24 protein-coding genes and 1 pseudogene are annotated in these 24,299 nt (G+C 71.8%); 6 read left to right on the forward strand and 19 right to left on the reverse strand.

The genetic code is table 11. From position 1 onward, the window contains the following. Positions 1-32: 32 nt before the first annotated feature. The 15 genes and pseudogenes from OG989_RS26735 to OG989_RS26805 all read right to left on the reverse strand — a co-directional run bounded on the left by OG989_RS26735 (position 33) and on the right by OG989_RS26805 (position 13,466). On the reverse strand, positions 33-992 hold the full coding sequence (locus tag OG989_RS26735) for an electron transfer flavoprotein subunit alpha/FixB family protein (protein WP_327028847.1): 960 nt from the start codon (positions 990-992) through the stop codon (positions 33-35). Between the two features lie 12 nt (positions 993-1,004). Then, entirely contained in the window at positions 1,005-1,784 is a 780-nt protein-coding gene (locus tag OG989_RS26740) for an electron transfer flavoprotein subunit beta/FixA family protein (RefSeq protein WP_327028848.1), read from the reverse strand. A 3-nt stretch (positions 1,785-1,787) separates the two neighbouring features. After that, positions 1,788-2,654 (reverse strand): enoyl-CoA hydratase, encoded by an 867-nt coding sequence (locus OG989_RS26745; protein WP_327028849.1) that lies wholly within the window; start codon positions 2,652-2,654, stop codon positions 1,788-1,790. Between the two features lie 79 nt (positions 2,655-2,733). Next, entirely contained in the window at positions 2,734-3,750 is a 1,017-nt protein-coding gene (locus tag OG989_RS26750) for an acyl-CoA dehydrogenase (protein WP_327028850.1), read from the reverse strand. Between the two features lie 6 nt (positions 3,751-3,756). Continuing rightward, entirely contained in the window at positions 3,757-4,896 is a 1,140-nt protein-coding gene (locus OG989_RS26755; protein WP_327028851.1) for an acyl-CoA dehydrogenase family protein, read from the reverse strand. 1 nt (position 4,897) lies between these two features. After that, entirely contained in the window at positions 4,898-6,148 is a 1,251-nt protein-coding gene (locus tag OG989_RS26760) for an acyl-CoA dehydrogenase family protein (protein WP_151454530.1), read from the reverse strand. Between the two features lie 29 nt (positions 6,149-6,177). Next, positions 6,178-7,122, reverse strand: a complete 945-nt coding sequence (locus OG989_RS26765; RefSeq protein ID WP_327028852.1) for an NADPH:quinone oxidoreductase family protein — start codon at positions 7,120-7,122, stop codon at positions 6,178-6,180. 42 nt (positions 7,123-7,164) lie between these two features. Next, positions 7,165-7,953 carry an enoyl-CoA hydratase family protein gene (locus OG989_RS26770; RefSeq protein ID WP_327028853.1) on the reverse strand — a complete coding sequence of 263 codons (789 nt, stop codon included), beginning with the start codon at positions 7,951-7,953 and terminating at the stop codon, positions 7,165-7,167. Next, on the reverse strand, positions 7,950-8,471 hold the full coding sequence (locus OG989_RS26775) for a MaoC/PaaZ C-terminal domain-containing protein (protein ID WP_327028854.1): 522 nt from the start codon (positions 8,469-8,471) through the stop codon (positions 7,950-7,952). Before OG989_RS26775 ends, OG989_RS26770 begins: the two co-directional genes overlap by 4 nt. Continuing rightward, complete coding sequence (locus OG989_RS26780) at positions 8,468-8,941, reverse strand: FAS1-like dehydratase domain-containing protein (RefSeq protein ID WP_151454522.1); 474 nt, start codon at positions 8,939-8,941, stop codon at positions 8,468-8,470. Before OG989_RS26780 ends, OG989_RS26775 begins: the two co-directional genes overlap by 4 nt. Before the next feature lie 60 nt (positions 8,942-9,001). Next, positions 9,002-9,795: pseudogene (locus tag OG989_RS26785) on the reverse strand (SDR family oxidoreductase). Further along, complete coding sequence (locus OG989_RS26790) at positions 9,792-10,667, reverse strand: SDR family NAD(P)-dependent oxidoreductase (protein WP_151454520.1); 876 nt, start codon at positions 10,665-10,667, stop codon at positions 9,792-9,794. The pseudogene OG989_RS26785 and the gene OG989_RS26790 overlap by 4 nt, the downstream one beginning before the upstream one ends. 2 nt (positions 10,668-10,669) lie before the next feature. Continuing rightward, positions 10,670-11,785 carry an NAD(P)H-dependent flavin oxidoreductase gene (locus OG989_RS26795; RefSeq protein ID WP_151454519.1) on the reverse strand — a complete coding sequence of 372 codons (1,116 nt, stop codon included), beginning with the start codon at positions 11,783-11,785 and terminating at the stop codon, positions 10,670-10,672. Beyond that, positions 11,782-12,609: a CoA-transferase subunit beta gene (locus tag OG989_RS26800; RefSeq protein ID WP_151454518.1), complete on the reverse strand. Its 828-nt coding sequence runs from the start codon at positions 12,607-12,609 to the stop codon at positions 11,782-11,784. The genes OG989_RS26795 and OG989_RS26800 overlap by 4 nt, the downstream gene beginning before the upstream one ends. Further along, complete coding sequence (locus OG989_RS26805) at positions 12,606-13,466, reverse strand: CoA transferase subunit A (protein ID WP_327028855.1); 861 nt, start codon at positions 13,464-13,466, stop codon at positions 12,606-12,608. The genes OG989_RS26800 and OG989_RS26805 overlap by 4 nt, the downstream gene beginning before the upstream one ends. Before the next feature lie 174 nt (positions 13,467-13,640). On the opposite strand from OG989_RS26805, the gene OG989_RS26810 reads away from it, so the two are divergent. Continuing rightward, the gene (locus OG989_RS26810) at positions 13,641-14,402 is read left to right on the forward strand and encodes an enoyl-CoA hydratase/isomerase family protein (RefSeq protein WP_151454516.1); all 762 of its coding nucleotides are present in this window, start codon (positions 13,641-13,643) and stop codon (positions 14,400-14,402) included. 52 nt (positions 14,403-14,454) lie between these two features. Here OG989_RS26810 and OG989_RS26815 read toward each other — a convergent pair whose 3' ends face one another. Together OG989_RS26815 and OG989_RS26820 are read right to left on the reverse strand one after the other, a co-directional pair. Next, positions 14,455-15,270 carry a sugar phosphate isomerase/epimerase family protein gene (locus OG989_RS26815; RefSeq protein WP_151454515.1) on the reverse strand — a complete coding sequence of 272 codons (816 nt, stop codon included), beginning with the start codon at positions 15,268-15,270 and terminating at the stop codon, positions 14,455-14,457. 44 nt (positions 15,271-15,314) lie between these two features. Next, positions 15,315-16,259, reverse strand: a complete 945-nt coding sequence (locus OG989_RS26820) for an SDR family NAD(P)-dependent oxidoreductase (RefSeq protein ID WP_151454514.1) — start codon at positions 16,257-16,259, stop codon at positions 15,315-15,317. Positions 16,260-16,454: 195 nt separating this feature from the next. Between OG989_RS26820 and OG989_RS26825 the strand changes: the two genes are divergently transcribed. The 5 genes from OG989_RS26825 to OG989_RS26845 all read left to right on the forward strand — a co-directional run bounded on the left by OG989_RS26825 (position 16,455) and on the right by OG989_RS26845 (position 20,560). After that, entirely contained in the window at positions 16,455-17,042 is a 588-nt protein-coding gene (locus tag OG989_RS26825) for a TetR/AcrR family transcriptional regulator (RefSeq protein ID WP_151454513.1), read from the forward strand. An 11-nt stretch (positions 17,043-17,053) separates the two neighbouring features. Next, positions 17,054-18,130, forward strand: coding sequence for a phosphotransferase family protein (locus OG989_RS26830; RefSeq protein WP_327028856.1), 1,077 nt, complete (start codon positions 17,054-17,056; stop codon positions 18,128-18,130). Between the two features lie 318 nt (positions 18,131-18,448). Beyond that, the gene (locus tag OG989_RS26835) at positions 18,449-19,102 is read left to right on the forward strand and encodes a Type 1 glutamine amidotransferase-like domain-containing protein (RefSeq protein ID WP_151454511.1); all 654 of its coding nucleotides are present in this window, start codon (positions 18,449-18,451) and stop codon (positions 19,100-19,102) included. Positions 19,103-19,229: 127 nt separating this feature from the next. Next, positions 19,230-19,796: an RNA polymerase sigma factor gene (locus tag OG989_RS26840; protein ID WP_311410307.1), complete on the forward strand. Its 567-nt coding sequence runs from the start codon at positions 19,230-19,232 to the stop codon at positions 19,794-19,796. Next, on the forward strand, positions 19,793-20,560 hold the full coding sequence (locus OG989_RS26845; protein WP_327028857.1) for a hypothetical protein: 768 nt from the start codon (positions 19,793-19,795) through the stop codon (positions 20,558-20,560). Before OG989_RS26840 ends, OG989_RS26845 begins: the two co-directional genes overlap by 4 nt. 678 nt (positions 20,561-21,238) lie before the next feature. Here OG989_RS26845 and OG989_RS26850 read toward each other — a convergent pair. Together OG989_RS26850 and OG989_RS26855 are read right to left on the reverse strand one after the other, a co-directional pair. Beyond that, the gene (locus OG989_RS26850) at positions 21,239-22,459 is read right to left on the reverse strand and encodes an acetyl-CoA C-acetyltransferase (protein WP_327028858.1); all 1,221 of its coding nucleotides are present in this window, start codon (positions 22,457-22,459) and stop codon (positions 21,239-21,241) included. Positions 22,460-22,530: 71 nt separating this feature from the next. Continuing rightward, a complete protein-coding gene (locus OG989_RS26855; protein WP_442791886.1) occupies positions 22,531-24,147 on the reverse strand; it encodes a FadD3 family acyl-CoA ligase in 1,617 nt (538 codons plus the stop codon). Between the last annotated feature and the right edge of the window lie 152 nt (positions 24,148-24,299).

Consider the following 24,299-nt stretch of genomic DNA (forward strand, 5'->3'; position numbering starts at 1 on the left):
GATCCGCCGTAGGCATCATCGACACTGCCGTGTCACGTGCGCTTGCGGATCTCGTCCGCGGCCTGCGGGACGATCTTGAACAGGTCGCCCACCACACCGAAGTCGGCCAGCTCGAAGATCGGCGCCTCGCCGTCCTTGTTGACCGCGACGATCGTCTTCGAGGTCTGCATACCCGCCCGGTGCTGAATCGCACCCGAGATACCGAGCGCCACGTAGAGCTGCGGGGACACCGTCTTGCCGGTCTGACCCACCTGGAACTGGTGCGGGTAGTAACCGGAGTCCACAGCCGCGCGCGACGCCCCCACGGCGCCGCCGAGCAGGTCGGCCAACTCCTCGACCAGCTTGAAGTTGTCGGCGTTACCCACACCACGACCACCGGAGACCACCACACCGGCCTCGGTCAGCTCCGGACGCGAACCCTTCTGCTCGGCCACCCGCTCGACGACCCTGGCCAGCTTGTCGGTGTCCGTCACCGCGACGGTGAGCTGCTCGACGGCCGGGGTGGCCGCCGCCGGGACCGGGTTCACCGAGTTCGGCCGGACCGTCACCAGCGGCAGACCACGGGTCACCTTCGACTTCACGATCGTGGAACCGGCGAACGCCACCTGCGTCGCGGTGCCGTCCGCGGCCAGGGCGACCACGTCGGTCAGGATGCCGTTGCCCAACTTCACCGCCAGCCGGGCAGCGATCTCCTTGCCCTCCTGCGACGACGCCAACAGCACCGCCGCCGGCTGCACGCGCGAGACCAGCTCGGCCACCACGGTCGCCTTCGGGGCCACCAGGTAGCCGTCGATCTCCTCGCTCTCGGCCGCGTAGATCTTCTCCGCGCCGTACTCACCCAACTTGGCGCTCAACGCCTCAGCAGCACCGGGGCCACCGAGCACGACCGCGCTCGCCGTGCCCAACTCGCGGGCCAGGGTGAGCATCTCCAGGGTGACCTTCTTGACGCCGAACTCCCGAGTGGCTTCGACGACGACCAGAACCTCAGACATGACCCCAACCCCTCACACGAACTTCTCGGTGGCGAGGAACTCGACCAGCTTCACGCCGCCGTCGCCCTCGTCGGTGACCTTCGCCCCACCGGAACGCGGCGGACGCTTCGAATGCTCCAACACCGCGCTGGTCGCACCCTCGAAACCCACCTCCGCCGCAGCCACCCCGAGATCGGCCAGGGAGAGCGTCTGCACCGGCTTCTTCTTCGCCGCCATGATGCCCTTGAAGGACGGGTAGCGCGGCTCGTTGATGGTGTCCCACACGGACACCACGGCGGGCGCGGTGGCGGTGACCACCTCGTAGCCCTCCTCGGTCTGCCGCTCCACCGTCAACGTCGCACCGTCCACGGTGAGCTTGCGGGCGCCGGTCAACGCCGCGATGCCCAACCGCTCGGCGAGCATGTGCGGCAGGACCTGCACCCGGCCGTCGGTCGACTCGCTGCCACACAACACCAGATCGGCGTTCAACTGACCGAGCGCGGCAGCGAGGACCTTCGACGTCGCCACGGCGCAGGACCCGTGCAGGGCGTCGTCCACCACGTGCACCGCCTTGTCCGGACCCATGGACAGCGCCTTACGGATCGACTCGGTCGCCCGGTCCGGACCCATCGTCAGAACCGTCACCTCGCCCCCGTGCGCCTCCTTGATCTTCAACGCCTCCTCGATGGCGTACTCGTCCATCTCGTTGATCACGTTGTTCGCCGAACCGCGGTCGACGGTGTTGTCGTCAGCACGCAGGCTGCGGTCCGCGCCCGAATCGGGCACCTGCTTGACGAGTACGACGATGTTCATCGCTCACCCTTCCCTTCTCGCGGCGTCACGCATGCTCCGGGCGTCCTGGCCGCCGAGGGAGTCGGTGCCCACCTCGGCGTTGTGCGCGTGGGCCGCGTGGTGCAGCCCGAACACCGCATCCATCCCGTCCCGCAGGCCCATGAGGTCCTCGGCCTGGTTGACCGCCTTCTTGGTCAGCGCGAGACCCAGCCGCGGCATCTGTGCGATCCGCGCGGCGAGCCCCATGACCTCCGCCTCGAGGTCGTCCCTGGCGACGACCCGGTTGACCATGCCGAGCTCGGCCGCGCGCGCCGCCGGCATCCGGTCGCCGGTGAAGAGGAACTCCTTGGCGAACCGCGGACCCAGCACCCACGGGTGGGCGAAGTACTCGACCCCGGGGATCCCCATGCGCACGACCGGATCGGCGAAGAACGCGTCGTCCGACGCGACGATCAGGTCGCACGCCCAGGCGAGCATGAGGCCACCGGCGACACACGCTCCCTGCACCATGGCGATCGTCGGCTTGGGCAGCTCACGCCAGCGGCGGCACATCCCGAGGTACACCTCGGACTCGCGGGCGAGCCGGCTGTCCACCCCGGCCTTTCCGACGTGGTCCCACCACAGGCCCGCCCGCCGGTCGAACGACGAGTCGACGTCCCGACCCGGCGTGCCGATGTCGTGGCCGGCCGAGAAGTGCTTCCCCGCACCCGCCAGGACGATGACCTTCACCTCGTCGTCGGCGGCCGCGCGGTAGAACGCGTCGTCGAGGGCATAGGTCATCGCGGAGTTCTGCGCGTTGCGGTACTCCGGTCGGTTCATCGTCACGACGGCCACCGGCCCCCGCGTCTCGTACCGGACGACCTCCACCGCCGCGTCGCTGGTCTCGCTCATCTGGATCTCCTTCTCGCCCCGGGGTCGGATGTACGTCGTGAGGGTCGGGGCCGCCGGTGAGTGCCTACGGGGCCAGCGGTCAGGACGCGGGGCGCGCGCCGGTCAGGCCGACACCGAGGTCCTCCAGCAGCGCCGCCCGATGCCAGGAGGCGCTGCCCCACGACGCCTCCAGAGCCCACGACCGTTTGAGGAACAGCTGCAGGTCGTACTCGGTCGTGTAACCGATCGCGCCGTGGCACTGCAGGGCAGCCCGGCCCACGACGTGCGCCGCCTCGGACGCCAACGCCTTGGCCGTCGCCAGTGAGCGCAGCCGGCCCGGGACGCCCGCGGCCAGCTCGAACCCGGCCGTCGCCACCACCGGCGCGGCGAACTCCAGTTGCAGCAGCGCCGTGGCGAGGTGGTGCTTGACCGCCTGGAAGCTGCCGATCGGCACCCCGAACTGCTCCCTGGCGCGCACGTGCTCGACTGTGAGTTCGAGCATCCGTCGGGACAGCCCGACAAGCTCGGCCGAGGCCGCCAGCACTCCCCGCTCCCAGGCCAGCCGCACCACCCGCGGGTCGTCCACGGTCGCCACGAGCCGCGCGCCCGCGTACCCGGTCAGGTCCAGCGCGAAGTCCACCGACGGCGACGCCGAGGCCGCCGCCTCGGACACGTCGAGAACCTCGATGCGCCCGGTCCCGCCGAAGCCGCCGCTCAGCACCAGGTCGACACCGGAACCTAACGCGACCCGCCCGGTCGCCGCAGGGTCGGCACCGACCGTGAGCGACCCCTCGACGAGGCTCGCCAGCAGGTCCGGGGCGCCCGAGGCGAGCACCGCCGGAGCGACCGCGAGGGTCGCCGCGAGCGGCAGCGGGGCGGCGGAGTATCCGATCTGCGCGAAGACCGACACGAGGTGGTTCTCGTCCAGACCCAGCCCGCCGTCGTCCTCGGCCACGAGCAGCCCCGCCACGCCGAGGCCGGCCAGGCTCTCGGCCAGCGAGGCCACCTGCGCCGACCCGGCTCCGGCGCGCACCGTCGCCGGCGGGCACCGTTCGGTGAGCACCTGACGGACGACCGCCTCAAGGTCACGCTGCTCGTCACTCGGAGCGAACCGCACGCCTGGTCACCTCCTCGGCAGACCGAGCAGGCGCTCGGCGATGATGTTGCGCTGGATCTCGTTGGTGCCCGCGTAGATCGGACCCGACAGCGAGAACTGGTAGCCGCGGGTCCAGGGGCCGTCAACGAGCGCGTCCGGACCGAGCAGTTCCAGCGCCGTCTCGTGCAACGCGATGTCCAGCTCGGACCAGAAGACCTTGTTGAGGCTCGACCGCGCACCGGCCGGGCGACCCTCGACGATGTCGGTGACCTGCGCGAGCGTGAACTGCTGGTAGGCGTGCGCCTGCATCCACGAGCGCGCCACCCGGTCGCGGAGCAGATCGGTCGCCGCCTCGGCCCGCTCGCCCGCGAGCGCCACGAGCGCGTCGGCCGCCTTGCGGAAACGCCCCGGTGAGCGCAGCGTCAGGCCCCGCTCCGACCCGGTCGTCGACATCGCGACCGACCAGCCCTGGTCGACGCCGCCGAGAACCGCCGAGTCCGGTACGAACGCGTCCTCGAAGAACACGTCGGCGAAGCCCTCGTCACCGTCGAGCCGGTCGAACCCGCGCACCGTCACGCCCGGGGTGTCCAGCGGCACGAGGAAGTACGTCAGTCCCCGATGCCGCTGGGCCTGCGGGTCGGTGCGGAACAAACCGAACAGGTGGGTGCAGAACGCGCCCCGGGTCGACCACGTCTTCTGCCCGCTCAGGCGCCACCCGCCGGCCTGCTCGTCCCGTACCGCCCGGGACCGGATCCCCGCCAGGTCGCTGCCCGCGTTCGGCTCCGACCAGCCCTGGGCCCACAGGTCCCGCGCCGCCGCCATCCGCGGCAGCAACTCGTCCTGCTGCTCCTTCGTGCCGAACTCGAAGATCGTCGGGGCCAGCAGGAAGATGCCGTTCTGCGTCACCCGCTGCGGCGCACCGGCCCGGTAGTACTCCTCCTCGAAGATGAGCCACTGCCAGATCGAGGCATCGCGGCCGCCGTACTCCCTGGGCCACGACACGACCGACCACCGGTCGGCGTGCAGCGTCCGCTCCCACCCCAGGTGCGCGGCGAAGCCCTCCGCGGTGTCCCCGGAGGGCAGCGGCTGCCGCGGCACGTTCGCCGCGAGCCAGTCGCGGGCCTCCGCCCGGAACTGCTCGTCCTGCGCCGACCAGGTCAGGTCCATCTCAGCCCCTCCTCGTCTCGGCGGCGCCCGTCGGCGCCGCGTCCCGGTAGCGGCGCAGTTGCGTGCGCGCCACCGTGCGCAGGTGCACCTCGTCCGGGCCGTCGGCGATGCCGAGGATCCGGGCGCTGGCCCACATCCGGGCCATCGGGAAGTCGTCGGTGACCCCACCACCGCCGTGCGCCTGGATCGAACGGTCCAGCACGTTGCGGGCGACCCGCGGCGCGACGACCTTGATCGCGGCGATCTCGGTCGCCGCACCCTCGGGCCCGACCCGGTCGATGAGCCAGGCCGTCTTGAGCACGAGCAGGCGGGCCTGCTCGATCTCCAGGCGGGACTCGGCGATCCAGGTGCGCACCACGCCCTGCTCGGAGAGCGGGCCGCCGAACGCCTCGCGGGCCATCGTCCGGCGCACCAAGAGTTCGAGGCCGCGCTCGGCCATGCCGATGCAGCGCATCGCGTGATGGATGCGGCCCGGGCCGAGGCGGGCCTGGGCGATCGCGAAACCGTCGCCCTCGGCGCCGAGCAGGTTCGTCACCGGCACGCGTACGTCGTCGAACCGGATCTCGCAGTGGCCGTGCTGGTCGTGGTAGCCGAAGATCGGCAGCGAGCGCACGATCGTCACCCCGGGGGTGTCGACCGGCACGAGGACCATGGACTGCTGCCGGTAGACGGCCGCCTCCGGGTCCGTCTTGCCCATCAGCACGAGGATGTCGCAGCGCGGGTCCGCCGCGCCGGTCGTCCACCACTTGCGGCCGTTGACGACGTACGCGTCGCCGTCGCGCACGATCGAGGTGGCGATGTTGCGCGCGTCGGAGGAGGCGACGTCCGGCTCGGTCATCGCGAAGCCGGAACGCATGGTGCCCTCGAGCAACGGGGTGAGCCACTGTCGCTTCTGCTCGCGCGTGCCGAACAGGTGCAGCAGCTCCATGTTGCCCGTGTCCGGCGCGGCACAGTTGAGCGCCTCGGGAGCGAGGTAGGGCGAGCGTCCGGTCTCCTCGGCCAGGTAGGCGTACTCGAGGTTGGTGAGGCCCGACAGGTCAGGCAGGAAGAGGTTCCACAGACCCAGCTCGCGCGCCGTGACCTTCAGCTCTTCGACGACCGGCGGCAGGACGTGGGACACTCCCCCGTTCTCGCGGGCCGCGGCGCCGAGCTCGGCGGCGTACACCTTCTCGGCGGGGTAGACGTGCTCGGCCATGAACGTGCGCAACGTCGCGAGCAGTTCCCGCGAGCGCGGGCCGGGGCCGAGGTCCATCTGGGTCAGCTCGGTCGGGTCAGCCACCTTCATTCCTTGCCTGCTTTCATCCGGAGGGCGATCTTGCCGCGGGCGCCACGGTTCAGCACGGTGCCGAGCGCGCGGGCGGCCTCCTCCAGCGGGAAGACCTCGCTGACGTGTGGCCTCAGCCGGCCGGCGGCGATCCACCCGAGCAGCGTCGTCATGTTCGCGGCGTTGGCCTCCGGGTTGCGCTTGGCCCAGGCGCCCCAGAGGACCCCCAGCACCGCGCCCTCGGTGAGCAGCAGCCGGTTGAGCTTGACCTGCGGGATCTCGCCCGTCGCGTAGCCGACGGTGAGGAACCGCCCGGCCCACGCGAGGGTACGCAGCGCCGCGGTGGCGGCGTCGCCGCCGACGGGGTCGTAGACGACGTCGGCACCGGCGCCGCCGGTCAGCTCGTGCACCGTCGCCGTCAGGTCGTCGTAGCCGATGGCGTGGTCGGCCCCGTGCGCCAGGCACAGCTCGCGCTTGTCCTCGCTCGAGGCGGCCGCGATCACGGTCGCGCCGAGGGCCCTGCCGATCTGCACGGCGGTGAGGCCGACGCCACCGGAGGCGCCGAGCACGAGCAGCGTCTCGCCGGCGGCGAGACCGGCCCGGTCGACGAGCCCGTGGTACGACGTGCCGTAGACGACGGGAATCGTGCTGGCCTCGACGAGGTCGATGCCCTCGGGCAACGGGTGGACCAGGCGGGCGTCGACGAGCACCTGGGTGGCGTAGCCGCCGATGCCGCAGAAGCCGATGACGCGGGTGCCGACGGGCGGGCCGGTCACCCCGTCGCCGTGCGCCGCGACCGTGCCGGCGACCTCGCAGCCGGGCACGAACGGCAGCTCCGGCCTGGTCTGGTAGGTGCCGGCGACGATGAGGCCGTCGGGAAAGTTCACCCCGGCGCCGACGACGTCGACGAGCACCTGCCCGGGGCCGGGCTGCGGCTGCGGCCCGTCCGTGAGCGTGAGCACCTCGGGACCCCCGAGCTCACGGACCACCATCGCACGCACGGCTCAGCCCTCGCTGCCCGGGCGCGCCGCCTTGTCGGTGCCGGCGAACTCGTCGCGGATCCGGTCGGCGACCCCGGTGAGGTTGAGCTCGAAGGTGAAGCCCTGCTCGAAGCGGTAGCTGCGGTTGACGTCCCACAGGTCGATGCCGTTGAGGGAGGCCTTCGCGGCCCGGATGACGATGGGGTCCTTCGCGGCGATCTGCGTCGCGACGGCGAACGCCGCCTCGCGCAGCCGCTCGCGGGGTACGACGCTGTGGACCGAGCCGTACGCGTGCAGCTCCTGGGCGGTGGCCGTGGCCGAGGTGTAGACCATGGCGCGCATCCGGTGCTGGGGCACCATCCGGGACAGGTGGGTCGCGGCACCGAGGGCGCCGCGGTCGACCTCGGGCAGGCCGAAGGTGGCGTCGTCGGAGGCGACGATGACGTCGGAGTTGCCGACCAGGCCGATGCCGCCCCCGAGGCAGAAGCCGTTGACGGCGGTGACGACCGGGACGGGGCACTCGTAGACGGCCTTGAACGCGGCGTAGCAGCCGCGGTTGGCGCCGAGCAGCGCGGTGAAGCCGTCGGTGTGCTGCATCTCCTTGATGTCGACGCCGGCGTTGAAGCCGCGGCCCTCGGCGCGCAGCACGACGACCCGCACCGACTCGTCGGCGCCGGCGGCGTCGAGGGCGGAGGCGAGGGCGAACCAGCCGGCCACGGGCAGCGCGTTGACCGGCGGGTTGTCCACGACGACCTCGGCGATCCCGTCGGGGTGCACGGTCGTCGTCACGGATGCGTGGGTCGTGGGGCTCATCCCTGCTCCTCGGTGGTCTCGGGCCGCTCGCCGGTCCCGGGTGTCGCGGCGTCGAGGGCCGCCTCGGGCAGCACGAACGTCGCCCAGGCGGTGACGGCCGTGTCGCCGGTCTGACGCCGGCAGGTCAGCTCGACGTCGACGCGGCCCTCACGTCCGTCCGCACCCTCGATCACGTAGGTGCGCAGCGGAACGCCCTCGAGCGTGAGGGTGTCGCCCGGCCACACCTGGGCCAGGAACCGGATGCGGAAGTCACGCACGTTCCGGCCGCCGAGCCAGTCGGTGGCGTACGTGCCGAGCAGGCTGGCCTGCCACATGCCCACCGAGAAGGGGCTCGGGAACCCGGCGGCCCTGGCGAAGACCTCGTCGTGGTGGATCGGGTTCATGTCACCCGAGGCGCCCTGGTAGCGGACGAAGTCGGTGCGGGTCACCGGGCCGTGGACACGCGCCGGCGGGGCCGCCGGTACGGGCAGGCCGACCTCGGTCGTGCCGGGCCGGGTGGTGACGGTCGTGTCGCTCATGCGGAGGCTCCGTCCTGCGTCGCGGCCCCGGTGTCCGGCGGCCGGGCCGTCTCGACCCCGGTGAGCTTGGCCTGGGCGACGAGACGCCCGGTCTCGTCGCGGAAGTCGGTGTACATCACCGCGAAGGTCATCTCACCGCCGCGGCGCCCCACCTTGGTGTAGATCTCGCCGATGCGCGACTGGCAGGTGAGCCTGGTCCCGGCGCGCGGCGGCTCGCCGAAGAAGGTGTACTGCTGCTCGGCGTGCAGGCCGCGCTGCTGGTCGAGCTCGACCGCCGGCCACGGGTTGGCGTCCTCGCCCTGCCAGAAGAAGGTCGTCGTGAGGAACGTCGGCTGTACGACCGGGTCTTCCTCCCGCAGGTAGGCCGCGTCGGCCGCTCCGGTGGCCAGCGCGAACTCGCGGATCTTGCCGCGCTCGACGTCGAGCCGGAAGGGGGCGCCGGTGACGCCCTGCGCGTCGGGGTTGGCCACGACGAGCTCCTTTCGTTCATCGGTACGCGCCGGCGCGGGTCGCCGGCACGCACCGGACGGTCACGGGTGCTGGCTCGAGACGGACACGACCTCGCCGGTCATGTACGACGAGTAGTCGCTGGCGAGGAAGACGATGACGTTGGCGATCTCCCACGGCGTCGCGGCCCGGCCGAAGGCCTCCTGGGCCGAGAGCTGGGCGAGCAGCTCGTCACTTGTCACCTTGGCCAGGTGGGCGTGCACCGCGATGCTCGGGGACACCGCGTTGACCCGGACGCCGTGCTCGGCGACGTCGAGGGCCGCGCACCGGGTCAGCGCCATGACGCCGGCCTTGGCCGCGGCGTAGTGCGCCTGCCCCTTCTGCGCGCGCCAGCCGATGACGGAGGCGTTGTTGACGATGACCCCCTTACCGGCCGGGATCATGTGCCGCAGCACCGACCGGGTCGCCTTGAACGTCGAGGTCAGGGTCACCGACAGGACGGAGTCCCACTGGTCGTCGGTCATGTCCTGCACGGCCGCGGTGCCGCCGAGGCCTGCGTTGTTCACGAGCACGTCGATGCCGCCGAGTTCGGCGGCGACGGTGTCCATGAGGTGGTCGAGCTGGGCCTGGTCGGTGACGTCGCAGGGCACCCCGAGGGGCCGGGTCCCGGTGAGCCGCTCGATTTCGTCGACCGACTCGGCGAGGCGGCGCTCGTGCCGGTCGCTGATGGCGACACGCGCGCCTTCCTCGGCGGCGCGGCGCGCCGTCGCGAAGCCGATGCCGGTGCCGGCCGCGGCGGTGACGAGCACCGAGCGCCCGGAGAGCAGCCCGTGGGCGGGGCCGGCCCAGTCGGCGGCGTTGGTGTGACCGGTGTCAGGCACGGGCGGCCATCTCCTTCGCGATCTCCCCGACGCTCCAGCGGGCGCCCTTGTCGATGGTCCAGTCGTAGCTCCACGGCGCGAAGCGACGGATCTCGCCACCCTTGGCGTAGTACACCTCGCCGGTCACCGGCGCGTCGGCGGTGAGCAGCCAGGCGACGAGCGGGGAGACGTTGCCCGGGTGGTAGACGTCGAACGCGGCGGGGTCGGCCGGGGCGGCGACCAGTTCGCCGATGCCGGGCAGGTCCTGGGTCATCCGGGTGCGCGCGACCGGGACGATCGCGTTGACGCGTACGCCGTAGCGGCCGATCTCCTGGGCGAGGATGACGGTGAGGGCCGCGATGGCGGCCTTGCCCGCGCCGTAGTTCGTCTGCCCGACGGCGCCGATGAGGCCTGAGGTGGAGGAGACGTTGACGATCGAGGCGACCGGCTGGTTGCCGGCCTTGGACTCGGTGCGCCAGTGGTCGGCGAACACCCGGCACGGCGCGAACGTCGCGCGCAGCTGGCCGCGGATGACCGCGTCCCAGTCGTCCTCGCTCATGTTCACGAACATCCGGTCCCGCAGGATGCCGGCGTTGTTGACGAGGCCGTCAACGCGCCCGTAGGTGTCGCGGGCGAGCGCGAGCAGCTCGCGGGCGCCCTCGGTGGTGGCGGCGTCCGCGGTGCTGGCCACGGCCTGCCCGCCGGCGGTAGTGATCTCGGCGGCGACGGCCTCGACGACCGAGGGGTCGCTGCCGGTGCCGTCGGCGGCGGCGCCGGTGTCGGCGACGACGACCGAGGCGCCTTCGGCGGCGGCGAGCAGCGCGTGCTCTCGGCCGAGGCCGCGGCCGGCGCCGGTGACGACGACGACCCGTCCCTGCAGTGCTCCCATGACTAGTCCTCCTCGGGCAGGGCCGGGGCCGACGCGACCGGCGCGGGCACGCCGAGCCGGTCGAGGGTCCGGGTGGCCTCGTCGATGATGCGGTCGATGAGCTCGGCGACGCTCGGAACGTCGTCGATGAGTCCGACGACCTGGCCGGTGGCCATGACGCCGACGTCGGTCCTGCCCTCGATCAGGGCCGACCGGTAGAGCATCGGGGCGTTGGCCGCCATGACGACCTGGCTCCACGTCAGGTCGTGTGCCTTGCGCATGGCCAGGCCCTCGCGGACCATGTCGCCCCACGGCGTGCGGGACAGCTTCTGGAAGGCGACGGCGTTGCGCACGGCCCGCAGCAGTCGGCCGGGGGCGGAGGTGCGCTCCAGCTCCTCGATCGTGCCGGCGCGCAGCACGCGCTGCGGGACGCCGTCGACCTGGAGGGTCAGGACGGTGTCGTTGACCGTCTTGGCCAGGTAGACGTCCTTGACCGACGACTCGACGGGCGAGTCGCTGGTGAGCAGGAAGCGGGTGCCCATGGCGATGCCCTCGGCACCGTAGGCGAGCGCGGCGACGAGGCCGCGGCCGTCGAAGAAGCCACCGGCGCCGATGACCGGGATGTCGACGGCGTCGACGACCTGGGGCAGCAGCAGGCTGGTGGGCACCCCGCCGGTGTGGCCGCCGCCCTCGCCGCCCTGCACGATGACGGCGTCGGCGCCCCACGCGGCGACCTTCTCGGCGTGGCGGCGCGCGCCGATCGACGGGACGACGACGAGGCCGGCGTCCTTGCACCTGGCGATGAGCTCCTGCTTGGGGGCCAGGGCGAAGGAGGCGACCTTGACGCCGGCCGAGATGAGCAGGTCGATGCGCTTGACGACGTCGGGCTGGTCGGCGCGGATGTTGACGCCGAACGGCGCGTCGGTGCCGGCCTGGATCTGCTCGACGGCCACGACGAGTTCGTCGTAGGAGAGCAGGCCGGCCGCGAGGATGCCCAGCCCGCCGGCGTTGGCCGTCGCGGTGGTCAGGCGCACGTCGGAGACGTAGCCCATGCCGGTCTGGACGATCGGGTACCGCACCCCGAACAGGTCGGTCGCCCGGGTGCGCAGCGTCGGGTGCGGCTCCTGGGCCCGGCTCATGCGGGGATCTCGCGGTCGCGCAGCGAGCGGGGGTCGATGACCTCGCGGATGAGGCGCAGCTCCTCGGCGGTCGGCTCGCGGGTGGCCGGGACCTCGCCCTCGACGTGCAGGTCGCAGCCGGTGGCCGCGCGGACCTCCTCGAGCGTGACGCCGGGGTGCAGGCTGAGCAGGCGCAGCGCGCCGTCGGGACCGCCGAAGTCGAGGACCGCGAGGTTGGTGACGACCCGGCGCAGATCGTGGTACGCGATCGCGGCCGGCCCGGCGGCGCGGGCGCTGTCGGTGCCGACGCCGGAGATCATGTCGACGGTACGGACGAAGCTGCGCGTGGAGTGGTTGGGCACCCAGTAGCTGGTCGGGTGGTAGACGCTGTTGCCGGGGGCGCCGCGCACGCCGAGCAGTTGGACCTTCGGCTGGGCGTAGTCGCCGATGGCCGAGATGTTGGTGTTGCCGTGCCCGTCGATCTGGACCGGGATCATCATGACGTGCCGCTTGCCGTGCCAGACGAGGTCGAAGATCGTGCGAAACGGGCTCCAGCCCTCGACGACGACGCCCTCGGTGGCGTGCGGGTCCGCGCCGATCGGCCAGGTGCCGGAGACGAAGTGGGCCTCGCCGTCGGTGAGCAGCAGGTCGGGGGCGACGGTGAGCCGGGCGAGGCGGACGCCGATGGCCGGGATCGTGCCGAAGGCGCTGGCGATGGACTCGCCGTCGCCGGCGAACGCGTCCGCCACGGCGACCGCGCAGTACTCGGCGCGGGTCACCGGCGCGTCGGCAGTACTGGCGCTGCCCGTGGGCTGGTCCGCGGACTCGGTGACGGCGCTGCTCATGCGACCTCCTCGGCTCGGGCGGCGACGGCCGCCTGGTAGTCATCTTCCGTACCGGACAGGTACCGCTTCTCGAACTTGGCCCAGGCCTGCGGGTCGCCGGCGGCCTTGACGTACTCGCGCTGGAAGGCCTCGTCGCGCTCGTAGTCGGGGGCGCAGGAGGTGAAGTGCGCGCCGTTCGGGGTCTCGACGACGCCCGCGACGAGCTGACGGTTGATCTTGATCGTCGCCGAGTGCCCGGCGGCGCTGAGCTCGGCCGTGGGCACGATCCGCTCGCAGGACATGAAGGCCTGGTCGGCGGCGAGGCAGTAGAGGTCGTCGAAGTACGGGTCGGGCCCGAGGAACTGGCCGTTGCCCTGGGCGTCGGCGCGGTTCATGTGCACGAGGGCCGCGTCGAGGCGCAGCGGCGGCATGGCCACGAGCTGCTCGGTGCCGTACGGGTCCTGGACGAGCTTGAGGTCGGGATTGTGCTTCAGGACGTCCGACCCGAGCCCGGCGCGGGTCGGCAGGAAGGGCAGGCGGATGCCGGCGGCGTACAGCCCCCACTGGAGCATGCCCTCGTCGTACTCGGCGACCTCGACGGCGCCCCTCTGCCGCGCGGCACGGAAGTGCGGGTCGAGGGCGATGCTGTCGAGCGAGACGAAACCGAAGACGACCTTCCTGACCTTGCCCGCGGCACAGAGCAGGCCGACGTCCGGCCCGCCGTAGCTGACGACGGTCAGGTCCCTGAGGTCGGAGCGCAGGATCTCGCGTACGAGGGCCATGGGCTTGCGCCGTGAGCCCCATCCCCCGATGCCGATGGTCATTCCGGATCGGAGCCGCGACACGACGTCGCGCGTTGTCAGAGTCTTGTCGGCCATGTGTCCCTCATCGTTTCGTCTCGGGGCACTGCTCCAGCGCGGTGGCGAGCGGTGCGGAAAGGCGAGTCGCGTGCCGGGCATCCGTGGCCGGGCCACCATGTAGCAAGCGCTTGGTTGGTAGACTAACAGCCATCGGGAGTGGGTCAAGACCCTGATGCGAAGGAGGGCGGGACGATGGGCACAGTGGTGTGCGAGCGCGTCGGCGCGGTGGGCGTCGTCAGGATCAACCGCCCTCAGGTGCGTAACGCCCTCGACCCCGACACCCTCCTGGCGATGACCGACGCCCTGCTCGGGTACGACGCGGACCCGGGCGTGCGCGCGGTCGTGCTGACCGGCACCGGCGAGTTGTCCTTCAGCGCCGGGATGGACCTGCGCGCCGCGGCCGAGGGACGCCTGGTCGACGTGGCCCGCAGCCCTCTCACGCTACTGCGCGGCGGCTACCGCAAGCCGGTCATCGCCGCGGTCAACGGGCCCGCCGTCGGCGGCGGCTTCGAGCTCGCCCTCGCCTGCGACCTCGTGGTCGCGGCCGAGCACGCCTACTTCGCACTGCCCGAGGTGGGGCGCGGCATCGCCGCCTCCGAGGGCGGCACCGACCTGCCCCGTCGCCTGCCGATCGCCGTCGCCCTCGAGCTCGGGCTGACGGCCGAGCCACTTCCGGCGGCCCGGGCCCACGAGCTGGGCCTGGTCAACGCCGTGGTACCCGCCGACGAGGTCCTCCCGCGCGCGCTCGCGCTCGGCGCCCGGATCGCGACCCACTCTCCGGCGGCGGTGCTGGCGACCAAGCGGCTCATGCACCTGAGCCTCGACCCCCGCGAACGCGACCTCGCCGCGGCCAACCGGCTCGCGACCCTCGAACTGCTGGCTGGGCCCGATGCCGCCGAGGGCGCGGCCGCGTTCGTCGCCAGGCGCGCGCCGCGGTGGGCGGACGTGCCCTGAAGCTCAGGGGCGCGCTGTTGTGATCTGCTCACGGCGGACGTGCCCTGAGCGCTCAGGGACGCACCGCCGCGATCTGCTCGCGCAGCCAGGTGATCGAGCGGGTCACCGCCGACTCGGCCCCCTCAGCCTCGATGGCCGGGCCGAGCAGCTCGACGTCGACGATGCCGGTGTAGCCGGCCCGCAGCACGCTCCCCAGCAGGCCGGCCATCGGCAGGTCGGCGTCCCCGGGCACCCACCGGTTCGGGAAGGTCGAGGTGCCGACCCGGAAGTCGGACACCTGCAGGATCTCGATCCGCGCGACCCGCTCGCGGACCAGGTCGGTCAGTCCCCGCTCCTGCCAGCAGCAGTAGAGGTCGAGGCAGATGCCGATGCCGCAGAGGTCGGCCAGGGCGAGGGCGTCCCGCGCGGTGTGCGTGAAGCTCAGGTCGCACCTGACCGGCAGGGTGTTCTCCACGCCGAGGCGCACCCCGTGCTCACGGGCGGTGGCCACGACCGGGGCGATCCGCTCGGCGAACCGGTCGGCCGCCGCCTCCCACGTCAGGTGCGCCGAGGGGCCCGACGTGAGATAGACGAGGTCGGCTCCGAGCGTACGGGCGTCGACGACGCCGGTCCGCAGCGCCGCGACCTGCTGCGCCCAGCCCGACTCGTCGTCCGGATGGGCGGTGAAGCCGTGCACGAGGTAGCCGAGCCGTACGTCGTGCTCGGCGAGCAGGTCGCCGAGGGCCGGCACGCCGAAGGCGGCGACCTTGCCGCACTGCAGGCCGACGAGGTCGGTGCCGGTACGCCGGTACATCGCGATCTCCTCGGGCAGGGCCCAGGACATCGCGGCCATGCCGCTGACGCAGAGCGGGTTGATCGTGGCGGACATCGGGCCCCTGTCGGGTTCGGGGTCGTCCGGGTGTCGGACGTCGGTCAGTCGAGGTATTCGACGCGCACCCGGCGCACCCCGAGGGGCGCCAGGTGCGGCCGCAGCCGCGCCGTGACGGCCTCGGCGATCCGCTCCGGGGTCCACGCGGCGTGCCGCAGCACGGGGTCGGCGAGCGCCGGGTGGGTCGTCAGCATGAGCTCGGGACCGTTGGCGCGCAGCACCTGGCCGGTGAGCTCGGCGCTGAGGTCCGAGAGCAGGTAGATCAGCAGCGGCACGTTGGCCTCGGGGGCGATCCCCGCGTTCTGCCCGCTCGGGGCACCCCGGAACTGCGCGAGCACCTCGGCCATCCGGGTCTGCGCGTTCGGGGAGATGGCGTTGACGCGGATCCCGGCCTCGGCGAGCTCGGCTGCCCACGCGTAGGTGAGCGTGGCGATCGCGGCCTTCGTCGCCCCGTACACGGCCGTCTCGGCGCGGCCCATCTGCTCGCCCGAGGTGACGTTGACCAGGACCCCGTGGCCCTGGGCGCGCATCGCCGCGATCGCGGCGTCGCCCCAGGCGATGGTGCCGAGCACGTTGACCTCGAGCATCCGGCGCACCGTGGCCTCGGACTCGGTGCCGGCGTGGGCCATGGCGAAGACGCCGGCGTTGTTGACGAGGCCGTCGAGCTGGCCGTGCTCGGCGAGGCAGTCACGCACGAGGTCGTGCGCGGTCGCCCAGTCCGCGACGTCGGCGACCCTGATCGAGCCACGGCCACCGGCCGCGGCGAGCTGCCCGCCGAGCCGATCGAGGCCCTGCTCGTCGACGTCGACGGCGACCACGTGGGCCCCGGCCGCGGCGATGCCGCGCGCGTACGCCGCCCCCAACCCGTTGGCGGCGCCGGTGACGATGACGACGCGGCCGGCGAGCAGGCCGGCCCCCTCGTCCGGGCTGGCGGCGGGTGGACGACCGGGCCCGTTGCCGGGCGGCACGGTGGGGATCGGGTCGGGCATGCGGGCAGCCCCTCTCGGCGATCGAAGCCGGAGCGCGAACCTCCGCACAACCTAACGAGCGCTTGGTTGGTTGTACGCTAGGCGACGCGATCTCCCCGGTCAAGGAAGATCCTTGCCTCCACGCGCACAGGGGGTGTCGAGTGGTATAAACAAGCGCTTGACCGACAACGTTCGAGGAAACCGGGAGCATCCCAGATGTCGACGACCCAGGACCGCCGCTCGGTCATCCTCGACAACGCCGCGCACCTGTTCGCCGCCAAGGGGATCGGCGCCACGACCGTCCGCGAGATCGCCGACTCGGTCGGCATCCTCTCGGGCAGCCTCTACCACCACTTCAAGTCCAAGGACGAGATGGTCGACGCGATCATCTCGGACTACCTGACCGACCTGACCGACCGCTACGCCAAGGTACTGGCGTCCGAGGAAAGGCCGGCGACCCAGCTACGCGAGCTCGTGACGAGCTCGCTGGCCAACATCGAGGCACACCCGCACGCGACCGAGATCTACCAGAACTCGAGCACCTACCTGCCCACGATCGAGGGCTACGAGCACATCCGCGAGTCGGCCGCCTCGATCCAGCGGGCCTGGATCCAGGTGCTCGAGGCCGGCATCGCCAGCGGCGACTTCCGCAACGACATCCCGGTACGTGTGCTGCACGGCATGCTGCGTGACTCGCTGTGGCTCTCGGTCCGCTGGTTCAAGCCGACCCCGTCGTACTCCATGGCGACCTTCGCCGACGACCTCGTCTCGGTGTACCTCGACGGGATTCTCGCCCGCGACTGAGGAGGCGCTCCATGACGGCAGCGGGTCATGCCCGGACCGGTCCGGCCCCGAGCGGCACCACCCGACACCCCGGGCTCCCGGCGGGGGTCGACGCCTGGCTCGGCCGCGCCGTGCCCGAGCTGCGGGGGAACCTGCGACACGAGCTCATCGCCGGGGGACGCTCCAACCTCACCTACCGGACCACCGACGCGGCCGGCCACGTCGTCGTGCTGCGACGTCCACCGCTCGGGGACCACCCCGCCACCGCGCACGACGTGCTGCGCGAGGCGCGGATCCTGCGTGGGCTGCACGGCCACCTCCCGGCGCCGCGAGTGCTCGCCGTCGAGGAGACGGGCGAGGTGGCCGGCGCCCCTCTCGTCGTGCTCGAGCACCTCGACGGCACGATCCTGCGCAGCCCCGCCGACGTTGAGCGGCTCACCACCGAGGCCGACCGCGCGCTCATCGGCCCCACGATCGTCGACGCCCTCGTGGCCCTGCACGGGCTCGGGCCGGAGCTCATCGGGCTCGGGGGTCTGGCCCACCGCCGCGACTACATCACCCGCCAGCTCGGGCGCTGGCACGACAACTGGCACCGGACCAGGATCCGTGACCTGCCCGATCTGCAGACCGCGCACGAGCATCTCGTGGCCGCGGCTCCCGAGCAGTCCCGCTCGGGGATCGTGCACGGGGACTTCCGCCTCGACAACTGCATGCTCGACTCCCGGTGGCGGGTGCAGGGCGTGCTCGACTGGGAGCTGACCACGGTCGGCGACCCCCTGGCCGACGTCGGCCAACTGCTCGTCTACTGGGCGCAGGCCGACGACGAGGCCCGTGCGCTGCACGATCCGGCCACGGTCCTGCCCGGCTTCTCGACCCGGGACGAACTGCTCGCCAGGTACTGCCTCGCCACCGGCACCGACACGGCCCGGATCGACTACTTCGTCGCGTACAACTGGTGGAAGACCGCGTGCATCGTCGAGGGCGTGCACACCAGGGTCGCGCAGGGCGCGATGAGCGGTGGCGACCGCACCGCGGCCTCGTTCGCCGAGCAGTCGGCCGCCGTCGCGGGCCGGGCCGCGACCCTCGCGGCGGCGCTGCGCCGGCACTGACCCCGGCCCGGCCGCAGACCCACGCACCCCGACACCTCCGACCCGGCACAGGAACCCCGGTCGCGTTCGCACCGGGCCCCTACCGAGGGTCAGCAGCAGGCTGACCGCCGAGTCGCCGCCAGCACACAGAAATCATCGACTATCCACAGTGACATTTGCCAAGCCCCGGTGGTGTGCGGAACTGCCGATGTGCGTGCGGGAGGCTTGAGGGGTCGCAACGGCGATGAGTTTCGTTATGGTGTCCAGTCTGTACTCCCATGCAACCGATCTCCCGACTCTCGGGGAGAGCGTCATGACCGCTACGTACAGGAGGCAAGCGTGAAACTCCTTCTCACGTCCGCGGGCGTCATGAACCCGAGCATCCGCGATGCGCTGGTCGACCTGCTGGGCAAGCCGATCGCCGACTCCAGCGCCCTCTGCATCCCTACGGCGGTCCACCCCATGGGCGGGCCAGCCTCGGCCTGGCGCTTCATCACCGGGCAGACGCCGCTACCCATGTGCGACCTGGGCTGGAAGTCGCTGGGCGTCCTCGAGCTGACAGCGCTGCCCAGCATCGGCGAGGAGCGGTGGGTCCCCTGGGTCCGGGAGGCTGACGTCATGCTCGTGGCCGGCGGCGATGCGACGTACCTGTGCCACTGGATGCGGCAGTCCGGGCTGGCGGATCTCCTGCCGTCGCTGCGGGACACCGTCTGGGTGGGGTTGAGTGCTGGGAGCATGGTGCTGACCCCCCGGATCGGTGCGGACTTCGTCGAGTGGCAGTCCGCGCCCGACGACCGCACACTGGGGGTCGTCGACTTCTCGATCTTCCCGCACCTGGGTCTCGAGCCGGACAACACCATGGCTGGTGCCGAGAGGTGGGCGGCCGAGATCGCCGGTCCGGCGTACGCAATCGACGACCAGACGGCCATCAAGGTGACCGACGGCACCGTCGAGGTCGTTTCCGAGGGGCACTGGAGGCTGTTCCCCTCGTAGCCGCGAACAGCGCTGGGGTCGCCGAGGCGCGAAGGGCGCATGACCACCGTCCCGGGGTGAACTGCACCTGCTCACTCTCTGGCAGCTGTCGCCGTAAGTTCCGAAGTGTGGCCGGACACTACGTGGTGTGAGAGAAGAGCACGCAGCCGAGCGGCATGAACAACGGTTCGTGGAGCTGTGGACTGAACACGGACCTCGGGTGATGGCGTACGCGTTGCGACACCTTGACTCCGATTCCGCACAGGATGTGGTGTCGGAGACGTTCCTGGTGGCCTGGCGGAAGCTCGCCAGTGTTCCGGACGACCCCTTGCCCTGGCTGCTCGTGGTCGCCCGCAACACCATCTCCAACCTGCGTCGATCGGGACATCGGCAGGCACGAGTGGCCGTCGAGTTGGAACGGTTCCGGCAGGTCGCGGAGCCGGCGGCTGCCGCCGATGTTCTCGCCACGGAGCGCGCTACCGTGCTGACCCAACTGGCGACGCTGACCCCGAAGGAGCGGGAGGCGCTGCTGCTGATCGCTTGGGACGGCTTGACCCCGGAGCAGGCGGCGCGGGTGGCGGGCTGCTCACTACCGGCCTTCCATGTACGGGTGTTCAGGGCGCGGCGGCGACTACGCGCCAGCGGCGAGCCGGACGCGCCGCCTCACGTCGACGCTGCCCAACGTCCACTGCCATCTGCAGGAGGCACCGCATGACCAAGGATCGCGACATGATGATCGTTGTCGAGAAGCTCAGGCCGGTTACCGCAGTCGATGACCGCTGGCCTGCCTCGACTCGGGAAGCAGCGCTGGCACACCTGTTGGTCAACATCGTCGGCGACCTCCCGGAGGCCCCTCCACGGTCGCACAGACGGCGGGTCGTGTTTACCGCCGCATTGGCTGCCGGGCTTGTCGCTTCGGGTGCGAGCATCGCCGTCGCCGGAGGGCTGCTGCCCGAGTCATTCACTAAGCCGTTGTCGTTCTGGGCGACCGAAACCGGGGGCGCGGTGGACGTCCAGACAGCACGACGAGTGGCCCAGGCACCGGGCCCGGACGGCACCGTACTGTCCGTCTGGTCCGCCAAGGGCCAGGACGGCACCACCTGCATAGCCCCCCTGTTCGAGCCGCCCGGTGACCTCGACCGGCCGGCCCCGACAAGCTTCAAACTTGCCGGGGGACAGTGCACGGGCGCGGCGGACCGGGGCACGGAGCCGCTCAGCACCATGGGCGGATCCGAGGACGGCAGAGGAATACACACGATGTGGGCTGCCGCCGGGGATGCGGTACGGGCGGAACTGCGACTGCCCGACGGGTCCGTGCGGTCAGCCGTACGCGCCGAAGACGTGTTCTTTTTCTGGTACCTCGCCAACGAGAGCGTCGACCCGCCGGTCTTGGTCGGGTACGACGCCGCCGGAAAGGTGGTGGCGGAACGGTCGCCACCCAACCTGAGAAAGCGGGTGCACCCCGGGACCGGCGGTTGATCTTCAACGGCGTACACCGACCCCGACTTCCCGGTAACGCCATCGCGTCCGGATCGGCCCCGCAGTATTCATGGCCGTCGCGGCAATGAACGTGTGCCGCCAGCGCGTCACCCAACACCGTCAACGCCTATGGTCTCGGCGACCGAAGCCCTGTCATGCCGCGAGCCGGGCGCCAGCGGGTGCCAGCTCACGTCCACGGATCTACTCATCGTGAGTAGCGGACGTGGGTCGTCGGGTCGGCCGCCCTCGTAGCGTCCCGAATGCTTCGCGCCCCACCTCTGCACGTCTGGTACCCGACCTGCACGGAACCCGTACGCCGACACCGGGTCAGGCGCGCTGTCGAGCTGCCCCCACGGACGGGCAGGGGTTTGGCGCCGGTTGATCGCATGCGTGGGGCAGCTCGACACCGTCGTTCCGGCCCCACGGACGCTGGTCCCGTCACCCGCAGCGGACCGACGACCTGGGCATCCTGCCGCCTGACCCGGCAGCCGCATTCTGCTCGGCGGGCAACTGCCGGCGAGGCGGTCCTTCCCGTATCTGGGGCAAGGCCGGCAGCAGGCGGTCAGAGAGTGGGCTCGCGCCGGTCCGGGTTGACATCGACCGGACCGCAAATGGCCTGCCGGTCAAACGATCGACCGGGCACTGGTCAGGGCCCCTGTGGCCGATGGGCGCGGCGCCCTAGGAGAGCCGTTCGACGACCATCGCCATGCCCTGGCCGCCGGCCGTGCACATCGTCTCGAGACCGAACTGGCCGTCGCGGGCCCGCAACCCGTTGATGAGGGTCGTCGTCATCCGCGCTCCGGTCTGGCCGAACGGGTGGCCCAGGGCGATCGCGCCGCCGTGGACGTTGACCCGCTCGGGAGCGACCTTGAGGTCCCAGATGGAGGGGACGACCTGCGCGGCGAACGCCTCGTTGAGCTCGACGAGATCGATGTCGGCCATCGAGAGCCCGGCCAGCGCGAGGGCCCGCTTCGAGGCCTCGACCGGGCCGAGACCCATGATCTCCGGCGAGATCGCCGAGACGCCCGTGGACAGGATCCGGGCCAGCGGCGTGATGCCGAGCTCGGCGGCCCTGCGGGCGGACATGACGACGAGGGCGGCCGCGCCGTCGTTGAGCGCGCAGCAGTTGCCCGCGGTCACCGTACCGTCGGGCCGGAAGACCGGCTTGAGGCCGGAGAGCGACTCGACGGTCACCCCGGCGCGGGGCCCGTCGTCGGTGGCCACGACGGTGCCGTCGGCGAGGGTCACGGGCGTGATGTCGGTGGCGAAGAAGCCCGACTCGATCGCGGCCCGGGCCCGCTGCTGGCTCGTGGCGGCCCACTCGTCCTGCTCAGCGCGGCTCACCCCGCGGTGGCTCGCGACGTTCTCGGCGGTCTCGCCCATCGCGATGTAGACGTCGGGCAGCTCGCCCGCGTCGCGCGGGTCGGTCCACGGGCCGGCGCCACCCTGGGCGCGGGCGGCGGTGCGCTCCCCCGCCGCGGCGAAGATCGGGTTCTTCGTGTCCGGCATGCCGTCGGACTTGCCGGCGGCGAAGTGCGAGACCACCTCGACCCCGGCGGAGACGAGCACGTCCGCCTCACCGGCGCGGATGGCGTGCAGCGCCATCCGGGTCGTCTGCAGGCTCGAGGCGCAGTAGCGCTGCACCGTCGTCCCGGGGACCCGGTCGAGCCCGAGCTCGACGGCGACGACGCGCCCGAGGCCCCAGCCCTGCTCGCCGGCCGGCTGCGCGCAGCCGAGCATGAGGTCGTCGATCCGGGTCGGGTCGAGCGACGGCACCTGGGCCAGGGCCGCCTGGACCATCTGGGTCGCCAGGTCGTCGGCCCGCATCGAGGCCAACGACCCCTTGAAGGCCCGGCCGATCGGCGAGCGCGCCGCGGCGACGATGACTACGTCCTGCATGGTGTCCTCCGATTTCGGGCTGGTGCCCGTGACGGCGGTGCCGTCGGTGTCAGGTCTGGTCGGGTTCGCGCTCACCCGGTGAGCTTGAACTTCTGGATCTTTCCGCTCGGGGTCCGTGGCAGGGCCGGAACGACGCTGAAGCTGCGGGGGCGCTTGAAGTTGGCCAGCCGGTCCCGGCACCACGCCTCGAGCTCGTCGACGAGCACCGACTCGTCGCCACTCCAGTCGGGAACGGTCTGCACGAAGGCGCTGCCGACCTCGCCCATCCGCGCGTCGGGCACCCCGACGACGGCGGCGTCGGAGACCGCGGGGTGCTCGCACAGCACGCGCTCGACCTCGGCGGGGTAGACGTTGAAGCCCCCGACCATGTAGACGTCCTTGATCCGGTCGGTGATGCGCAGGTAGCCGTCCTCGTCGACCCAGCCGACGTCGCCGGTGTGCAGCCAGCCGTCCTCGTCGATGGCCTGTGCGGTGGCGACCGGGTCCTCGAAGTAGCCCAGCATGACGTTGTAGCCACGCACGAGGATCTCGCCGGACTCACCGGCCGGCAGCGCCTGCCCGTCGATGCCGGCGATCCGCAGCTCGGTGCCCGGGATCGCCCGTCCGCAACTGGTCGAGATCCGCTCGATGTCGGCGTCGGGCGGACACACGGTCGCGGTGCCGCACGTCTCGGTCAGGCCGTAGGCGGTGATGACGTCGCGGAAGCCGAGTTCCTCGCGCATCCGGCGCAGCAGCGGCACCGGCACGATCGTGGCCCCGGTGACGGCCAGGCGCACCGAGCTGACGTCGTAGGCGCCGAAGTCGGGGTGCTCGAGCAGGGAGGTGTAGACGGTGGGCGCGCCGGGGAAGACGGTGACGCGTTCCCGCTCGACGAGACGCAGCACGGTCGCGACGTCGAACACGGCGACCGGGATGATCGTGGCGCGCATGAGCAGGCAGGCCAGGATGCCGGCCCGGTAGCCGAAGCTGTGGAAGAACGGGTTGACCATGAGGTAGCGGTCGCCGCGCCGCAGCCCGACGAGCCGGGCCCACTGCAGGTCGACGCGCAGGTTCGAGGCGTGCGAGACCATCGCACCCTTGGGGTAGCCGGTGGTGCCCGAGGTGAACAGGATGTCGGCCATGCCCTCGGGGTCGAGGGCGGCGATCCGTCCGTCGACGATGGCGGGGTCGACCTGGTCGGCCAGCGCGGTGAAGCCGGCCAGGGACCACACGCCGGCGCCGGCCTGCTCGCGGTCCGCGGCGGCGGACAGGTCGACGACGGTACGCACCGAGGGCAGCAGCGGCACGGGGCACCCGATGGCCGGTGGTGGCCCGTCGCCGCGCAGCGCGGCCAGGTAGTCGGCACCCAGGAAGGTATCGTCGAGGATGACCATCGTGGCCCGGACCTTGGCGATGGCGTACCGCGCCTCCTCCCCGCGGAAGCGGGTGTTGACGGGGCAGAGCACGCCCCCGGCGGCCAGCACGCCGAGGGCGCTGACGACCCAGTCCGCGCTGTTCGGTGCCCAGACGACGACGCGGTCCCCCGGCTCGAGACCGTGCGCGACCGCGGCCCGGGCGAACCGGGTGACGGCCGCGTCGAGCTCGGCGAAGGTCATCCGTACGTCACCGTCGACCAGGGCCTCGATTTCGGCGGCGTCCTGCGCGGCCTGCCGCAGCAGGGCGGGGATCGTGGTCAGCACGTCACTCACGCACATCTCCTCACGCGGAGCCGGTCACTTGTCTGGCGCGGACCACAGACTACCAACCAAGCGCTTGCTAGACTAGCTGCGGCGACGCCGGCCACGCCGTCAGCGAGCCACGCAGACTCAACCGATCCGACGTCCGGCACCGACCGGCGAGG

The organism is Micromonospora sp. NBC_01740, assembly GCF_035920365.1.
In the GTDB taxonomy this organism is placed as follows: Bacteria; Actinomycetota; Actinomycetes; order Mycobacteriales; family Micromonosporaceae; genus Micromonospora; species Micromonospora reichwaldensis.

Coding starts and splice junctions, on each gene's coding strand:
- OG989_RS26735 (WP_327028847.1), bottom strand. CDS start 992: ATGTCTGAGGTTCTGGTCGTCGTCGAAGCCACTCGGGAGTTCGGCGTC.
- OG989_RS26740 (WP_327028848.1), bottom strand. CDS start 1,784: ATGAACATCGTCGTACTCGTCAAGCAGGTGCCCGATTCGGGCGCGGAC.
- OG989_RS26745 (WP_327028849.1), bottom strand. CDS start 2,654: ATGAGCGAGACCAGCGACGCGGCGGTGGAGGTCGTCCGGTACGAGACG.
- OG989_RS26755 (WP_327028851.1), bottom strand. CDS start 4,896: ATGGACCTGACCTGGTCGGCGCAGGACGAGCAGTTCCGGGCGGAGGCC.
- OG989_RS26760 (WP_151454530.1), bottom strand. CDS start 6,148: ATGGACCTCGGCCCCGGCCCGCGCTCGCGGGAACTGCTCGCGACGTTG.
- OG989_RS26770 (WP_327028853.1), bottom strand. CDS start 7,953: ATGAGCCCCACGACCCACGCATCCGTGACGACGACCGTGCACCCCGAC.
- OG989_RS26775 (WP_327028854.1), bottom strand. CDS start 8,471: ATGAGCGACACGACCGTCACCACCCGGCCCGGCACGACCGAGGTCGGC.
- OG989_RS26790 (WP_151454520.1), bottom strand. CDS start 10,667: ATGGGAGCACTGCAGGGACGGGTCGTCGTCGTCACCGGCGCCGGCCGC.
- OG989_RS26795 (WP_151454519.1), bottom strand. CDS start 11,785: ATGAGCCGGGCCCAGGAGCCGCACCCGACGCTGCGCACCCGGGCGACC.
- OG989_RS26800 (WP_151454518.1), bottom strand. CDS start 12,609: ATGAGCAGCGCCGTCACCGAGTCCGCGGACCAGCCCACGGGCAGCGCC.
- OG989_RS26805 (WP_327028855.1), bottom strand. CDS start 13,466: ATGGCCGACAAGACTCTGACAACGCGCGACGTCGTGTCGCGGCTCCGA.
- OG989_RS26810 (WP_151454516.1), top strand. CDS start 13,641: ATGGGCACAGTGGTGTGCGAGCGCGTCGGCGCGGTGGGCGTCGTCAGG.
- OG989_RS26815 (WP_151454515.1), bottom strand. CDS start 15,270: ATGTCCGCCACGATCAACCCGCTCTGCGTCAGCGGCATGGCCGCGATG.
- OG989_RS26820 (WP_151454514.1), bottom strand. CDS start 16,259: ATGCCCGACCCGATCCCCACCGTGCCGCCCGGCAACGGGCCCGGTCGT.
- OG989_RS26825 (WP_151454513.1), top strand. CDS start 16,455: ATGTCGACGACCCAGGACCGCCGCTCGGTCATCCTCGACAACGCCGCG.
- OG989_RS26830 (WP_327028856.1), top strand. CDS start 17,054: ATGACGGCAGCGGGTCATGCCCGGACCGGTCCGGCCCCGAGCGGCACC.
- OG989_RS26845 (WP_327028857.1), top strand. CDS start 19,793: ATGACCAAGGATCGCGACATGATGATCGTTGTCGAGAAGCTCAGGCCG.
- OG989_RS26850 (WP_327028858.1), bottom strand. CDS start 22,459: ATGCAGGACGTAGTCATCGTCGCCGCGGCGCGCTCGCCGATCGGCCGG.